Raw genomic sequence first — 13,876 nt, 5'->3', positions numbered from 1 at the left:
ACCATGTTCGATGCCATCACGCATCGAGTTCGGCAAGAACCTCGTCGCTGACATCAGCATTGGAGTAGACGTTCTGTACCTCGTCGCTGTCTTCAAGCGCGTCGATGAGGTTGAAGACCTTGGTGGCTGTTTCCGCGTCCAGGCTGACTTCGATTCCGGGCACGAACGATGCTTCGGCCGAGTCGTAATCGATGCCTGCATCGACAAGTGCTGTACGCACGGCAACGAGGTCAGTGGCTTCGCAGATGATCTCGAAGTTCTCACCTTCGTCCTTGACCTCTTCGGCACCGGCGTCGAGGGTCGCCAGGACGATGGAGTCTTCGTCGGTTCCTTCAGCCGGAACGATGATGACACCCTTGCGGTCGAAGTTGTACGTGACCGAACCGGGGTCTGCCATAGTACCGCCGTTGCGCGTGACTGCCACTCGGACTTCCGAGGCTGCACGGTTGCGGTTGTCGGTCAGGCATTCGATGAGGAGTGCGACACCGCCGGCGGCATAGCCTTCGTACAGAATGTTCTCGTAGTTCACGGCCGAACCGTCGAGGCCGCCGCCGCGCTTGACCGCACGGGTGATGTTGTCGGCGGGAACAGAGTTCTTCTTCGCCTTCTGAACCGCATCGAACAGCGTCGGGTTGCCTTCAAGATCAGGCCCACCGTTTCGAGCGGCAACCTCGATGTTCTTGATCAGCTTGGCGAAGAGCTTCGCCCGCTTAGAATCGATGGCGGCTTTTTTGTGTTTAGTCGTTGCCCACTTGGAATGACCTGACACTGGTGTTCCTTCCTTTAGATATAGCCCCTAGAGTCTATACGCTCAATGCCCGTTATGTGCCCCGCTCTGCCGTCTCGGGAGCACCACGCATGCACCACGGTGTTCAGTCGATGACGAGAGGAACCTCGGGCACAGAGCCGGCCGTGACGAGATCCATGAGGCTGAGCAGATTCTTCGGGTAGATCGTCTCCGTCGTGGCCATCAGCTCCTCGCGGGACCACCACCGGAATTCGAGCAGACTGCGCTTTTCGATGTCCGTCCAGACAGCGTCCTCGAGCTCGATGTCCTCGCTGGTGCGGAATGCAAAGTAGGTTTCCTGCTGATGCAGCGACTTCTCCGTGAATTCGAAGACCTCGTCGCGTGTGGCCAAGGGGCCGATGAGTTCGCCGGGTTCGCATTCGATTCCGGTCTCCTCTGCGAGTTCACGTGCTGCGGTCTGCGCCGCCGATTCACCCAGCTCGGACCCTCCACCGCAGGTCATCCACCATTGGTGGGTGGGCGTGAGCAGGTCCTGGGCTCGAATCAGGAGAACCTCGTCGCGCTCATTGAGTAATACGACCCGTGAGGCTTTACGCGGTTTCATGGTTCTCCAGGAGTTGGCTATGGACGGAAGCAGTCTGTGCAGAATAGTGAAGCGGCAAGCAACCAGCAAGACCGCAATCGTAACCGACAGAACGATATCGGGTAGTGCTCACTCCACCAAGCTGGTGGCGTTCAATGTGAGAAATCACCGACTTGGGACGTGTTCTCACCAGGTGCAGGCGGGGTAAGGGGATCGCCTCTGAGGCGCTGTGGTCAGCCATGGTTCAGCGGATCGCCGAGGTGGTTTCGTCGTCGAGATTCGCATCGACGTCTCCACCCAGATGCTGATCCCACCAGTCGAGCATCGCCTCGAAGCGCTGCCGACGGTGCCGAGGTTGGCCCGCGCGTGAGAGTTCGTGATTCTCGCCTGGGAAGATGAGCAGCTCCGTGTCGACACCCGCTCGCTGCAGTGCGGCATAGTACTGCTGTGCCTGTTCGAGCGGACACCGGAAGTCGAGTTCCGAATGCATCACGAGGCTGGGTGTGCGCACCTGTGAGGCATGTGCCAACGGCGACTGCCGTGCAATGGCCTGCGCATCACGAGTGGTGTATTCCTCTGTGAAGAAGCGTCCGATGTCGGAGGTGCCCACGAAGCTGTCGGGGTCGAGATAGCCACGTTCGACGATCGCCGCCTGGAAGCGGTGATCGTCGGCGGTCATCATCGCGGTGAGATAGCCGCCATAGGAACCGCCTTGGACGCCGAGGCTGCTGGAGTCGAGCTCTGCATCGCCGGCCAATGCGTGGTCGAGGACGGCCAGGACGTCGGCCATTGCTGGGGCGGCCATGTCCCCCTGAACCGCTGTCCCCCACGTACGAGTGCGTCCGCCGGAGCCGCGCGGATTTGCGTAGACCACGGCATAGCCCGCCGAGGTGAGGATCTGGGTTTCGTCGAACCACCCGTGGGTGTACTGCGCGAACGGTCCACCGTGGATGTTGAGAATGACAGGGAACGGTCCTGGGCCGCTGGGCTTCGCCAGCCACCCGGTGATGGACCCGCCCTCACCGTCGACTCGAAGAAGCTGTGGGAGGACGGAATTCGCGGGCGCTGGGTGTGCCCTGACCGCGCCGTCGTCTGTCGTGGTCGAGCCAGCGTCCGTGGCGGTGATGTCCCCGCCTGTGCCCGTGGCTTTCGTGCCGTCGGCTGAGAGCCGCACTCGGTGTAGCACGGCTGGGTTGGTGGGCGTGTCCCCTGTCCAGACGAGGCTGTCGCCGTCGACATCGATGCCGTTGACCACGGCTGTTTCGTCCGTGAGGAAGTCCAGCTCGTCCAGCGTGCGGTTCTCCGCCGCCAGTTCGATCGAGATGATCCGTGAGGCTCCGTCCGTGTCCACAACAGCGATGACAGGCGCATCTCCGCGGACACCACTGCCGTGGCCGGTGCCATGGCCGGTGCCATGGCCGGTGCCATGGCCGGTACCGGCGATCTGAGGCCGGATCGAGGCGACTGAGACGGTCTCAGGGTCTGTCAGACGCCGTGTCGAACCGGCTGTCAGATCGTGGACGAAGAGTCCGGGCATCTGCCCGACGAAGTCGAGTTCGTCTCGGGTCAGTTCATTGCCGATGAGCAGCAGGGTCTCTTCGTCGATCCACCGGTGCAGGTTCACACTCATCCGTGGCAGCGTCAACGCTTCGGGGCGTTCTCCGCCGAGCAGCCACACGGTAGAGCGCAGGTCAGGCTCGCCGTGGTCAGGCGCCAGCGAGGAGACCACACTGACTCTGGTGCCACTCGGTGAGAACTGCGGGTCGTGGACGTCGGATTCTGGGGTCTCTAAGAGTGTGGACAACGGGACTTCGGCACCGCCGGCAATGCCGGACTTGCCCAGCCCCGGTTCGACGAGATCGACGAGGAATGCTCGCGCCGGACGGTCGTTCGTGTAGCCGAGCCCATTGCTCAGGTAGGCCGCCGAGGTGATTCGCCGTGGCGCTTCCTCGCTGGCGGGAACGTCCTCGTCCTGACCGTAGCGTCCCGTTTCAGCGACCCGGGCGACGTAGAGAGCTCGTGCGCCGTCATCATCGAGTGCGAATTCGGAGACGCCGAGGTGATTGTCCGTGATCCGATGAGCAGTTTCGAGGCTGGAACCGACGAACAGCTGACCGGATTCCTTCTTGGCCGCGCTCAGATATCCGGACCAATTGGTGCGGACCTCGGGTGCGTAGTCTCGCCAGTTATGGGTCAGCCGTCGCGAGGACTCCCCTGACAGCGCGAACAGCTGCGAGAGGTAACTGTTGGATTCAAGGTCGGGACGGGTGATTGTGATGACGGCTTCGCTGCCGCGTATCACTGGGGATGAGTACTCGGCGAGGGCGTCGAGATCTTCGGGGTTCATCTGTTCCATTCCTTTGACAGCGCTGCCTGCACATCAGCGTGCACCTGCGGCAGAGCTTTGGTCTGTGCCACGACGGGCAGGAAGTTCGAGTCCCCGCCCCATCTGGGCACAATGTGCTGGTGGAGGTGTGCGGCGATTCCGGCACCTGCCACGGGACCTTGGTTCATTCCCAGGTTGAAGCCGTCCGGGGATGACACGGCGCGGATGACGGTCATCGCCTTCTGCGAGAAATGAGCGAGTTCAGCGGTCTCCGACTCGGTCAGCTCCGTGTAGTCCGCGATGTGACGATAGGGGCAGATGAGGAGGTGGCCCGGGTTGTACGGATACAGGTTGAGCACCGCGTACACCTCGTCACCGCGGGCCACGATCAGGCCCTCTTCATCGGACTTCGTCGGTGCCGTGCAGAACGGACATTCGGAGACTCCGGAGTCCTTGGGTTTGTCCTGTCCGCCGATGTAGACCATCCGATGTGGTGTCCACAGCCGCTGGAAGCCATCAGGTTCGCCGGGAAAGCCTGCAGCCGCCTCTGGTTCAGGTATGCCCTCACAAGGATCGGAGCTGCCCTCGCCGAGGTGGTTGTGTGGTTTCTCCGTCATACCTGGGCCTTGGCTTCGATGGATTCGACGATCCTGCTGACCGCCTCGGCGACGGATACGCCGTTGTCCTGTTCACCGTTGCGGAAACGGAACGACACGGCATTTGCGTCGCGGTCCTCCCCACCGGCGATGAGCACGAAGGGCACCTTCGACTTCGAGGCGTTGCGGATCTTCTTCGGGAACCGATCGTCGCTGTCGTCGATCTCCACGCGCACTCCGGCGGCGCGCAGCTGTGAGGCCACCTCCGCGAGGTAGTCGTTGAATTCCTCGGCCACGGGAATGCAGGTGACCTGGACAGGTGCCAACCAGACGGGGAACGCACCCGCATAGTGTTCGATGAGCACACCCATGAACCGTTCGATGGAGCCGAACTTCGCCGAGTGGATCATCACGGGCTGTTTGCGGGTGCCGTCGGCGGCCTGGTACTCCAGACCGAAGCGCTCGGGCTGGTTGAAGTCGAGCTGAACGGTCGACATCTGCCAGGTCCGGCCGATGGCATCGCGGGCCTGGACGGAGACCTTGGGGCCGTAGAACGCGGCTCCGCCCGGGTCGGGAACCAGTTCGAGTCCGGTTTCCAACGCGACCTCCTCGAGAACCTGCGTGGCTTCTGCCCACTGCTCATCCGAGCCGATGAATTTGTCCTTCTTCTTCCCGTCTTCGTCGCGAGTCGACAGTTCCAGGTAGAAGTCATCGAGTCCGAAATCGCGCAGCAGGCTGAGGACGAATTCGAGGAGGTGGCGGATCTCCTTGGCGGCGTCTTCCTGAGCCACATAGGAGTGCGAATCGTCCTGTGTCAGTGCGCGCACGCGGGTGAGGCCGTGGACGACTCCGGAGGCCTCGTCGCGGTACACGGTGCCGAACTCGAAGAGACGCAGGGGAAGCTCACGGTATGAGCGGCCGCGCGAGCGGTAGATGAGGTTGTGCATGGGGCAGTTCATCGCCTTGAGGCGGTAGGGAGTGCCCTCCTTGACGATCTCACCGGACTCGTCGCGGACCTCGTCGACGGAGATCGACGGGAACATGTTCTCGCCGTAGTACGGCAGGTGCCCCGATGTGTAGTACAGGTTTTCCTTCGAGATGTGCGGGGTGCCGACGTATTCGAAGCCTTCTTCGATGTGGCGGGCGCGGACGTAGTCCTCCATCTCGCGCTTGATGACACCGCCCTTGGGGTGGAAGACGGGCAGGCCGGAACCGAGTTCCTCGGGGAATGAGAACAGGTCGAGTTCGGCGCCGAGCTTGCGGTGGTCACGGCGTTCGGCCTCGGCGAGGCGGTCCTGGTGTGCTTTGAGATCCTCTTTCGAGGCCCAGGCGGTGCCGTAGACGCGCTGCAGGCTGGCATTGGCCTGGTCTCCGCGCCAGTAGGCCGCCGAGGAGCGGGTGACGGCGAATCCGTTGCCGATCAGTTTGGTGGTGGGCAGGTGCGGTCCTCGGCAGAGATCCTGCCATACGATCTCGCCCTTGCGGTCGAGGTTCTCATAGACGGTGAGCTCGCCGGCACCGACCTCGACGGAGGCGGAATCGTCGGAGCCTGCACCCTTGTCGGAGATCAGTTCGAGTTTGTAGGGCTCGTTGGCCATGCGCGCTTTGGCTTCGTCCTCGGTGACGACGACGCGGTTGAAGCTCTGGCCGGACTTCACAATCTGGGCGGCCTTCTTCTGGATCGCCTTGAGGTCTTCGGGGGTGAAGGGCTCGGCCACGTCGAAGTCGAAGTAATAGCCGTCTGTGATGTAGGGGCCGATGCCGAGCTTCGCGTCGGGGAACAGGTCCTGGACAGCCTGGGCTGTGACGTGGGCGGTCGAGTGGCGAAGAATGTCGAGTCCGGCTGGAGAATCGATGGTGATCGGAGCGATCTGGTCACCAGCGGCGAGTTCGCGACTGAGATCGACGGGCTGTCCGTCGAGCCACATTGCAACGACTGTGCGGTCCGTGGAGAAGATCTCCGTGCCAGTCAACCCCTGTTTCCAAGGAATGGTCTCTCCCGCGCAGTCAATGCTGTCAGCCACTGATCTTCTCCGTTCGTCTGTGTTGGGGTGCCTCGCCCCTAGAGTCTAATACCTAATCGGCGGTGCGAAATCAGTTGGGTGGCAGTCGTGAGACCGCCACCCAACTGATGAATCGTATGCAATTTTCGATGTCTGCGCGGTTCGCGCCTATGTGGCTCGGGATCGGCGCACCGCCCCGAGCCACATCACGCGGCCTTGCTGAATTCGAAGTCCTTGCCCTTACCGAGATCTTCGGTCAGTGAGAGCTTCAGGTGAACCTTGTCGACTTCAGCCGACGGCACTGCGAACGCGAGCTGGACAGTGTTCTCTCCATTCGCGGGGACCGGCTCACTGAATGCGAAGCCACCTGAGTAATTCTTGGAGCCGTCGAAGACGTCCTTATACTCCTTGCCGGCACCGTTATCGGCCGTGACTCGGGCAAGCCCCAGATCGGCGTCTGAGCTCCCGCTGTTCTTCACGGTCACAGTCACGACTGCGACCTCACCCTTGGTGCTTTCGGCTCCTGCCGCATATTCGTCCACGGTACCCGGCTTCACTGCGATGGCCGCGGTCAGATCGGTGCCGATCTCGACCCCGCCGTCCTCGACAGGAGGAGCAGCTTCTTCACTGTCGTCAGATGAACCTGCACCCTCGCTGGGGTCCTGTGCTGGGTCAGAGGGGCCTTGGACCGGTGCTGGGGATGAGGACTGCGCATCGGCAGCTTCGCCGATCGCGGTGATGAACATGCCACCGAAGATCAAGGTGACGATGACAGAGATGATCGAGAACAGGATGGCAATGAAACTGAGGATCATGCCGGTAATAGTCATGCCCTTGTTGTTGGCCACCCCCTTCTTGATCGAGGAGAGACCGACGAACGCGAAGATCACACCAGCAACTCCGAAGAGGAATCCGATCCCGAAGAAAATGGACAGGACGATACCGGCGATGCCACCGACAAGAGCGAGAATGCCCCAGATGTTCTTCGACTTGTTGTTGCCCGGGCCAGCAGAATACGAACCGTAGCTCGCATTGGGGTTGGCAGGAATGAACTGGTCCGAAGAACCGTCAGCACCGGCATAAGCAGGCTGCTGACCGTATTGGTTTGCGTCATAGCCCTGTGCATTGGGGTCATAACCCTGGCCGTAGCCGCCCTGGTTCTGGCCGTAGGGGTCTTGACCGTAGTAGCCCTGTGCGTTGGCGTCGTAGCCCGGCGCGTTGGCATCGTAGCCTTGGCCGTAGCCACCCTGATTCTGGTCGTAGCTTGGCGCTCCCGTGTCAATCGGCTGACCGTACTGAGGCTGCGAACCATACTGGGGCTGTGAGCCGTACTGGGGCTGCTGGTTCGGGTCGTTCTGTGAGCCGTACTGAGGCTGCTGGTTCGGGTCGTTCTGTGAGCCGTACTGAGGCGCGCTGTTCTGATCTCCCGAGAAACTAGGAGCGCTGGGCGGCTGATTGTCGGGGCCCTGACCGTTGGGGTTCTGATTTCCAGAACCGTCATTCGGTTCATACGGGTTCTGAGGAGTAGACATGAGTGCTCCGAAGTATTCGTCGATGGTTACCCTCACTAGCGTACTAGTGAATGTGTGCCTTTCCCCATGACTTCCACGTGGCAGTCTTGACACACGGCCGACACATCGGTCCGAGCTCCTCCGGCCGGAATCATTCGGCGATGAATGCACGAAGCCCCGAGTGAGTCACTCGGGGCTTCTTCTGTGCGCGATACTGGGATCGAACCAGTGACCTCTTCCGTGTCAGGGAAGCGCGCTACCGCTGCGCCAATCGCGCCTTATTCAGTTATTGCACCGGAACACAAGGTCCCTGTGCGCGATACTGGGATCGAACCAGTGACCTCTTCCGTGTGAAGGAAGCGCGCTACCGCTGCGCCAATCGCGCCGACTCACCAATGGAGAACCATCGGACGAATCTGAGGTGGCGACGGGATTCGAACCCGTGTATACGGCTTTGCAGGCCGCTGCCTCGCCTCTCGGCCACGCCACCGCCAAGGCAGTGCCATGACGCCTCCGAGCGGATGACGGGATTCGAACCCGCGACCCTCACCTTGGCAAGGTGATGCTCTACCAGCTGAGCCACATCCGCATTTCTCACTGCCCGGTTTCCCTGGCAACGAGATACAACTCTATACGCAGGTGACGGTCCATGCAAAATCAGATCCGCGTGATCGTGGTCACACGCGCAAATCTAGCTTTCAGACTCATCGACTTATATTGGAAGAGTGAACGATGACCCCACGGACAAGCGCCCGCAAGGGTGGCTGTCGCGCCATCACAAGCAAGGCGTGCGCCCCTGGCGCAAAACACGTCTGAGCTTCCTGCGCTGGCGCGGAAACATCACAGCCAACCCGCACGCGGCACGGCTCTATCGGATCGTCGTCGGCGCAGTGGGCACTCTCATCGTGCTCATCGGACTACTGCTTGTGCCACTGCCGGGCCCCGGGTGGCTCATCGTCATCATCGGACTGTTCGTCATCTCCAGCGAGTTCCGCTGGGCGCAGAGGATTCTGCACTTCGTGCGAGTCCACGTCGAGAAATGGACGCATTGGGTCATGGCGCAGCCGCTGTGGGTGCGCTGGACGATCGCTGCGGTCACAGCAGCGTTCGTCGCAGTCCTCGCCTGGAGTGCATTGAGGATCATCGGTCTCCCCGACTGGATCCCCGAACTCGAGGTCCTCAGGTATCTCAAGTTGCAGTAGCGCCGAAGCCTCCGCGCTGAGTGCTCGCTGCTGAATGCTGCAGGGAGAGCGCCGGCTACTGCGCAGAGAGTGCCGTCAAGCGCGAAAGGCAGCGCATGTACTTCTTGCGGTAGCCTCCGGCCAGCGACTCGTCGGTGAAGACCTTGTTCAGCGCCTGGCCCGAGTTGATGATCGTGACGTCGCGGTCATAGAGCCGGTCGACGAGCGCGACGAAGCGCAGGGCTACACCCTCGTTGTCGATCGTCTGCACGTCCTCCCACACGGCTGCGTCGAGACCGTCGACCATGCGTCCGTAACGTGAAGGGTGGACCGTGGAGAGGTGCCGCAGAAGCGTCGGGAAGTCGTCGCGGGCGACGGTGCCGGTCAACTTAGCCGTCTCGGCGTCAAGGCTCTCAGCCGGAACCGGATCAGCAGGTTCACTCAGCCCGCGATGGCGGTAGTCCTTACCCTCGATCCGGTAGATGTCGAACTGGTCGGCAAGCGCCTGGATCTCCCGGAGGAAATCCTGTGCCGCGAAGCGACCCTCTCCCAGTGACCCGGGCAGGGTGTTCGAGGTGGCGATGATCTTCACCCCAGCGTCGGTGAGTTCGCGCATGAGTCGCGACATGAGCACCGTGTCACCGGGATCGTCGAGTTCGAACTCGTCCACGCAGACGAGCTTCATCTGTGAGAGATCGTCGCGAGCACGGATGAAACCGAGCGCGCCGACGAGGTTCGTATATTCGACGAACGTGCCGAAGGTCGCAGGCTTCTCATTGGCATGCCATGCCGCGGCCAGGAGGTGGGTTTTACCCACGCCGTAGCCGCCGTCGAGATAGACCCCCTTGGGTCCGTCCTTGCCCTTCGAAAACAGTTTGCCCAGGAAGCCCTTCGATGTCGACGACGCCACGAACTCCTCAAGCTTGTTGCGTGCTTGAGCCTGCGAGGGCTCCGAGTCATCGGTGCGGTAGCTGGCGAAGGACACGTCCTGGAACTGCGGTGGCGGGATAAGGCCCGCAATGAGTTCGTCGGGGGCAACTTGGGGGGAACGGTCGCTCAGTGCGACCAGAGTCTGCTCGGCATTCACTCGGCCTAGTCTATTGCAGGCCGCGCCTCGTCAATCAACTGCCGCTGACGTGAGAGTCCTCTCAGCCGAAATTGCATCGGCCGACGACCTGTCAGCTGAAGTCGAAGCCCAGGCGTCCCAGCTGCTTCGGGTCACGCTGCCAGTCCTTGGCGATCTTCACATGCAGGTCGAGATACACCTTGGTCCCCAGCAGTGCCTCGATGCCGCGCCTGGATTCGCTGCCGATGGCTTTGAGTCGGCTGCCGCCCTTGCCGATGATGATCGCCTTCTGGCTGGAACGTTCGACATAGAGGTTGACGTGGACGTTCCACAGCGGGTTGTCCTCGCTGCGTCCCTCACGGGGGTACATCTCCTCGACCTGAGCGGCTAGGGAGTGAGGAAGTTCGTCGCGGACGCCTTCGAGCGCGGCCTCACGCACGAGTTCGGCAATCATCTTCTCCTCCGGCTCGTCCGTCAGCTCCCCTTCCGGGTAGAGCGGGGGCGATTTCGGCAGATGACCGGTGAGCACGGAATCGACCGTGTCGATCTGGAACCCATCCACGGCGGAGACCGGGACCACGTCGGCGAAGTTCGCGAGCTCGCCGACGGCCATCAGCGCCTCGGCGACCTTGTCTTGGGAGACCTTGTCGGTCTTCGTCACCAGGGCCACGATCGGGGTGCGCCCGTCGAGGAGCTCAAGCTGGGAGGCGATGTACCGGTCGCCGGGACCGATGGGTTCGTCGGCGGGCAGGCAGAAGCCGATGACGTCGACCTCGCTCAGGGTCGAGGCCACAAGGTCGTTGAGCCTGCTGCCCAACAGGGTGCGTGGTTTGTGGAGGCCCGGGGTGTCGACGAGGATCAGCTGGTGGTCTTCCTTGTGGACGATGCCGCGGATCGTGTGCCGAGTGGTCTGGGGCTTCGACGAGGTGATCGCCACCTTCTCCCCCACCAGAGCATTCGTCAGCGTTGATTTTCCGGTGTTCGGCCGGCCGACGAAGCAGGCGAAGCCGGCCCTGTAGTTCTCGGGATAGTCCGTGCGAAATTCCATTTCAGTTCTCTTCCTTCGTAACCCTGACGTGGGTGATGCGGTGGCGGCGGCCCTGGCCCTCCATCGCTTCGATGTTGAGGCCTTCGATCTGTGCGTGCGAACCGTCGATGGGGACGCGGCCGATGAGCTTCGTGAGAAGACCGCCGACGCTGTTGACGTCGTCTTCGTCGATCTTCACATCGAAGTGATCGGCGAAGTCGGAGATGGACATGCGGGTGCTGATGACGAATGAGCCGTCTTCGGCCTCGACGAGCTCTTCGTCGCTGGTGTCGTATTCGTCTTCGATTTCGCCGACAATCTCTTCCACGATGTCCTCGATCGTGACGAGCCCAGCGGTGCCGCCGTATTCGTCGACTAGGATCGCCAGATGCGTCGAATCAAGCTGCATCTGCTCCAGCAGGTCATCGGCGGGTTTGGTTTCGGGGACGAACAGCACTCCCCTGGCCAGGATGTCGACCGACCGCTCCGCGTCCTCCGGGTGGAGATGGAGTCGTCGGGCCACGTCCTTGAGGTAGGCGACGCCACGAATGTCGTCGAGGTCCTCGCCGCTGACGGGGACCCGTGAGAACCCCGAACGGAGGAAGAGATTCATGACTTTGGACAGCGGGGTTCCTGAGTTGACGGTCACGAGGTCGGTGCGCGGGACCATGACCTCGTTCGCCGAGGTGTCCGAGAGGTTGAACACGGATTGGATCATTTCGCGTTCGCCGTCTTCGATGACATCGGATTCGCTGGCCCGCTCAACCAGGTCGCGCAGCTGGTCGGAGGTGACGAAGGGGCCGTCCTTGTACACGCGATCCGGAGTCAGCAGGTTGCCCAGGAGGACGAGGATCTTCGTCAGCGGTTTGAGTACCACGAGGGCGACGCCCACAACCCAGCTGAGATTGAGGCAGACTGCCAGAGAACGGCGTCGTCCGATGGTTCGCGGCGACACTCCTGCAACGACGAAGACCGCGATCGATGCGGTGAGCACGGTGAGGACGACCATGAGCGGTCCGACGGAGTAGATCGAGTCATAGGCCAAAGCGATGAACACTGTGGCCAGAGCTTCCATGAAGTTGCGGACGAAGATGATGACGTTGATGTTGGTGGGCAGATCGATCAGGATCTTCTCTGCCCGGAACGCAGCCTTCTTGCCTTCGTCCTTCGCGTCCTGGATCGCCTGATGGGAGACACTGAGCAGAGCGGCATCAACGGCCGAAAGCGTCGCCGAGACGACGAGACACAGTGCTGCGCCGAGGAACAGCCAGAGCACGACTCAGACCTCGGTGGGTGAAGGGATGTCGGTGCGTCCGTCGTAGCGCGCAGCGAAGAAGGTCAGCAGCAGATGCCGCTGCAGCGCGAACATCTCTTCCTTCTCTTCGGGTTCGCTGTGGTCATAGCCGAGAAGGTGCAGGAAGCCGTGGACAGTCAGCAGGAGCACCTCGTCCATCGTCGAATGTCCCGAAGACGAGGCTTGGGCTGCGGCCACCTCGGGGCAGATGATGATGTCGCCCATCTGGCCCTCGGTGGGCGCCCCGGCCTGCCCCTGCGTGAGCTGGTCCATCGGGAAGGACATCACATCGGTGGGACCGTCGAGGTCCATCCAGGTGACGTGGAGTTCCTCCATCGCCTTCGCATCGACCATCGTCACGGCGAGTTCTGCACCGGCGTGCATGTGCAGAGCCTGGCCCAGGTATTCAGTCAGAGCTACAACCTCGTCGAGGTCGATCGCTGCATCTGTTTCGTTGGAGATCTCGGTATTCATTCGCTGCTTCCCCACAGGTCGTAGGCGTCGACGATCTTCGTCACCAGTGAGTGGCGGACGACGTCCTTGCTGCCCAGGTGGCAGAATTCCAGGTCTTCGATTCCGGTCAGGATGTCCTGCACGACGTTGAGACCGCTGCGAGTCTTGCCCGGCAGGTCGATCTGGGAGACGTCCCCGGTCACGACCATCCGAGCGCCGAAGCCCAGGCGGGTGAGGAACATCTTCATCTGCTCACCGGTCGTGTTCTGCGCCTCGTCGAGGATGATGAACGCGTCGTTGAGGGTGCGCCCGCGCATATAGGCCAGCGGTGCGACCTCGATGGTTCCCGTTTCGATGAGCAGCGGGATCGATTCGGGATCGACCATGTCGTGCAGGGCGTCGTAGAGGGGCCTCACGTACGGGTCGATCTTCTCGTTGAGAGTTCCCGGCAGGTAGCCCAGGCTCTCTCCGGCCTCAACCGCGGGACGGGTGAGGATGATGCGTGAGACTTCTTTGTGCTGCAGTGCGTTGATGGCCATGGCCATGGCCAGGTAGGTCTTGCCCGTGCCTGCAGGCCCGATGCCGAAGGTGATCGTATGGTTGCGGATCGCCTTGACATAATCGTGCTGGCCCATCGTCTTGGGACGGATGGACTTTCCACGGGTGGAGAGGATGTTCGTTCCCATCACCGCCGAGGCTGCCTTCCCCTCGGAGGAGAACGACGCCACCCGGTCGATCGTCTCTTCGTTGATGCGGTGGCCGGAGGCGTGCAGCTTCTTGAGTTCCCCGATGACGGAGACGAATGCTGCGACGCGATTCGGTTCACCGGTGGCCTGCACCTGGTTGGCCCGCACATGCAGGTCGAGGTCGGGGAAGACTCGCTCGAGCTTGCGCAGGTTCGACTCCCCCGGTCCGAAGAACTCGACCAGATCGATGGAGTCGGGAATCACGAGACGCACTGTGTCCGACGGCGTTTCTTCGCCTGGAGTGGGGTTCACAGAGTTCGTGGGCTGAGTGGAGGTGTCCAGAATGATCCTTAGTGGCTGTTCGTACGTTTAGGAGTACTGCAATTGTGTGCTTCCATCGTA

At 61.7% G+C, this 13,876-nt stretch carries 12 protein-coding genes and 4 tRNA genes; 1 reads left to right on the top strand and 15 read right to left on the bottom strand.

Features of this window, described 5'->3' with window-relative positions; translation table 11 throughout:
- Nucleotides 1-16: 16 nt before the first annotated feature.
- From INT29_RS00910 to INT29_RS00865, 10 genes are all read right to left on the bottom strand, one after another.
- Complete coding sequence (locus INT29_RS00910) at nucleotides 17-769, bottom strand: YebC/PmpR family DNA-binding transcriptional regulator (RefSeq protein WP_193070459.1); 753 nt, start codon at nucleotides 767-769, stop codon at nucleotides 17-19.
- Between the two features lie 103 nt (nucleotides 770-872).
- Complete coding sequence (locus INT29_RS00905) at nucleotides 873-1,352, bottom strand: NUDIX hydrolase (protein ID WP_101570349.1); 480 nt, start codon at nucleotides 1,350-1,352, stop codon at nucleotides 873-875.
- A gap of 223 nt (nucleotides 1,353-1,575) precedes the next feature.
- Complete coding sequence (locus INT29_RS00900) at nucleotides 1,576-3,678, bottom strand: alpha/beta hydrolase family protein (RefSeq protein WP_101570351.1); 2,103 nt, start codon at nucleotides 3,676-3,678, stop codon at nucleotides 1,576-1,578.
- A complete protein-coding gene (locus tag INT29_RS00895) occupies nucleotides 3,675-4,274 on the bottom strand; it encodes an HIT family protein (protein WP_193070458.1) in 600 nt (199 codons plus the stop codon). Before INT29_RS00895 ends, INT29_RS00900 begins: the two co-directional genes overlap by 4 nt.
- A complete protein-coding gene (gene thrS / locus INT29_RS00890) occupies nucleotides 4,271-6,277 on the bottom strand; it encodes a threonine--tRNA ligase (RefSeq protein ID WP_193070457.1) in 2,007 nt (668 codons plus the stop codon). The genes INT29_RS00895 and thrS overlap by 4 nt, the downstream gene beginning before the upstream one ends.
- A gap of 185 nt (nucleotides 6,278-6,462) precedes the next feature.
- On the bottom strand, nucleotides 6,463-7,788 hold the full coding sequence (locus INT29_RS00885; RefSeq protein WP_226841495.1) for a DUF4190 domain-containing protein: 1,326 nt from the start codon (nucleotides 7,786-7,788) through the stop codon (nucleotides 6,463-6,465).
- Between the two features lie 184 nt (nucleotides 7,789-7,972).
- Nucleotides 7,973-8,044 (bottom strand) — tRNA-Val (locus INT29_RS00880).
- A 36-nt stretch (nucleotides 8,045-8,080) separates the two neighbouring features.
- Nucleotides 8,081-8,152, bottom strand: a tRNA-Val gene (locus INT29_RS00875).
- A gap of 34 nt (nucleotides 8,153-8,186) precedes the next feature.
- Nucleotides 8,187-8,257, bottom strand: a tRNA-Cys gene (locus INT29_RS00870).
- Between the two features lie 26 nt (nucleotides 8,258-8,283).
- Nucleotides 8,284-8,356 (bottom strand) — tRNA-Gly (locus INT29_RS00865).
- Between the two features lie 136 nt (nucleotides 8,357-8,492).
- Between INT29_RS00865 and INT29_RS00860 the strand changes: the two genes are divergently transcribed.
- Nucleotides 8,493-8,969, top strand: a complete 477-nt coding sequence (locus INT29_RS00860) for a PGPGW domain-containing protein (protein ID WP_319020809.1) — start codon at nucleotides 8,493-8,495, stop codon at nucleotides 8,967-8,969.
- Nucleotides 8,970-9,024: 55 nt separating this feature from the next.
- Here INT29_RS00860 and zapE read toward each other — a convergent pair whose 3' ends face one another.
- The 5 genes from zapE to INT29_RS00835 form a co-directional block, all read right to left on the bottom strand.
- A complete protein-coding gene (gene zapE, locus INT29_RS00855; RefSeq protein WP_193070455.1) occupies nucleotides 9,025-10,035 on the bottom strand; it encodes a cell division protein ZapE in 1,011 nt (336 codons plus the stop codon).
- A 91-nt stretch (nucleotides 10,036-10,126) separates the two neighbouring features.
- Nucleotides 10,127-11,062: a GTPase Era gene (gene era / locus INT29_RS00850; protein WP_101570355.1), complete on the bottom strand. Its 936-nt coding sequence runs from the start codon at nucleotides 11,060-11,062 to the stop codon at nucleotides 10,127-10,129.
- Between the two features lies 1 nt (nucleotide 11,063).
- Nucleotides 11,064-12,317, bottom strand: coding sequence for a hemolysin family protein (locus tag INT29_RS00845; protein WP_101570356.1), 1,254 nt, complete (start codon nucleotides 12,315-12,317; stop codon nucleotides 11,064-11,066).
- 3 nt (nucleotides 12,318-12,320) lie between these two features.
- A complete protein-coding gene (gene ybeY / locus INT29_RS00840) occupies nucleotides 12,321-12,809 on the bottom strand; it encodes an rRNA maturation RNase YbeY (RefSeq protein WP_101570357.1) in 489 nt (162 codons plus the stop codon).
- Entirely contained in the window at nucleotides 12,806-13,819 is a 1,014-nt protein-coding gene (locus INT29_RS00835) for a PhoH family protein (RefSeq protein WP_413463151.1), read from the bottom strand. The genes ybeY and INT29_RS00835 overlap by 4 nt, the downstream gene beginning before the upstream one ends.
- Between the last annotated feature and the right edge of the window lie 57 nt (nucleotides 13,820-13,876).

It is taken from the genome of Brevibacterium sp. FME37 (assembly GCF_014897485.1).
Classification (GTDB): Bacteria; Actinomycetota; Actinomycetes; order Actinomycetales; family Brevibacteriaceae; genus Brevibacterium.
The sequence above is the reverse complement of the archived record's forward strand: the minus strand, read 5'-3'. Positions and strand labels throughout refer to the sequence as shown.

Coding starts and splice junctions, on each gene's coding strand:
- INT29_RS00885 (WP_226841495.1), bottom strand. CDS start 7,788: ATGTCTACTCCTCAGAACCCGTATGAACCGAATGACGGTTCTGGAAAT.
- ybeY (WP_101570357.1), bottom strand. CDS start 12,809: ATGAATACCGAGATCTCCAACGAAACAGATGCAGCGATCGACCTCGAC.
- INT29_RS00900 (WP_101570351.1), bottom strand. CDS start 3,678: ATGAACCCCGAAGATCTCGACGCCCTCGCCGAGTACTCATCCCCAGTG.
- era (WP_101570355.1), bottom strand. CDS start 11,062: ATGGAATTTCGCACGGACTATCCCGAGAACTACAGGGCCGGCTTCGCC.
- INT29_RS00895 (WP_193070458.1), bottom strand. CDS start 4,274: ATGACGGAGAAACCACACAACCACCTCGGCGAGGGCAGCTCCGATCCT.
- INT29_RS00905 (WP_101570349.1), bottom strand. CDS start 1,352: ATGAAACCGCGTAAAGCCTCACGGGTCGTATTACTCAATGAGCGCGAC.